Annotated in this window: 1 protein-coding gene; it reads right to left on the bottom strand. The window is 62.3% G+C overall.

The features are described 5' to 3' along the window. A partial coding sequence (locus tag NGM62_RS21865) for a nucleotide sugar dehydrogenase (protein WP_262250425.1) occupies window positions 1-1316 on the bottom strand: 1316 nt, incomplete at its 3' end.

The following is a 1316-nucleotide window of genomic DNA, read 5'->3' on the forward strand; positions in this document are numbered from 1 at the left end:
CTGCCATCGAACACGAACGGGGGTTTCATCATGTGGTCCTTGATGCGGTGCCAGTCGTAGGTTTTGAACTCGTCCCACTCGGTGAGCACGGCAATGGCGTGCGCCCGGTCGGCCGCATCGTAGGGGTCGTTCACCACGGTCACCAGCCTCCGGTTGTCTTCCGGGCTGCGCGTGCCGAGGTAGTCCAGGTCGGCATACACCTGCTCGGCACCCACCTTCGGGTCGTACACCACGATCTGTGCCTCCTCGTTCAGCAGTGCGTCGGCCACGTAGATGGCCGCCGACTCGCGCGTGTCGTTGGTGTCTTTCTTGAAGGCCCACCCCAGGAAGGCGATCTTCTTGCCCGACACGGTGTTGTACATGGTCTGCACGATGTTGTCGGCGAAGCGGCGCTTCTGGTGGTCGTTCATGGCAATCACCTGTTCCCAGTAATGGGCCACCTCGTGCAGGCCGTAGCTGCGGGCGATGTATACCAGGTTGAGGATGTCTTTCTGGAAGCAGGAGCCGCCGAAGCCCACGGAGGCCTTCAGGAACTTGGGGCCGATGCGGCTGTCGGTGCCGATGGCACGGGCTACCTCATCCACGTTGGCGCCGGTCTTTTCGCACAGCTCGGAGATGGCGTTGATGGACGACACCCGCTGGGCCAGGAAGGCGTTGGCCGTGAGCTTGGACAGCTCCGAGGACCACAGGTTGGTGGTGAGTATCCGCTCGCGCGGTACCCAGGCCGCATAGACATCCACCAGTGCCTGTACCGCTTCGGCATCCTCACCGCCGATCAGCACCCGGTCGGGGCTGTGCAGGTCGGCGATGGCCGTGCCCTCGGCCAGGAACTCCGGGTTGGACAGGATGTGGAACTCCACGCCGTTGCCCGTGTTGTGCAGGATGCTCTTGAGCGTCTCGGCCGTACGCACGGGCAGGGTCGACTTCTCCACCACGATCTTGTCGCTGGTGGCCACCGAGGCAATCTGGCGGGCGCACAGCTCGATGTACTTCAGGTCGGCTGCCATGCCCTTGCCCTTGCCGTAGGTCTTGGTGGGCGTGTTCACCGAGATGAAGATCATGTCGGCGGCGGCAATGGCCCCGTCAACGTCGGTGGAGAAGAACAGGTTGCGCCCGCGGGCCTCTGCAACCACCGCATCAAGCCCCGGCTCGTAAACCGGCAGCTTGGAGAGGTCTTCATCGTTCCAGGCGGCAATGCGATCGGCGTTGATGTCAACAATCGTAACGGTGATGTCCGGGCACTTCTGCGCAATCACAGACATGGTCGGGCCGCCAACGTAGCCGGCACCGATACAGCATATATTTTTTATCTTCAT

This window comes from Parapedobacter soli, assembly GCF_025460835.1.
Taxonomy (GTDB): Bacteria; Bacteroidota; Bacteroidia; order Sphingobacteriales; family Sphingobacteriaceae; genus Parapedobacter; species Parapedobacter soli.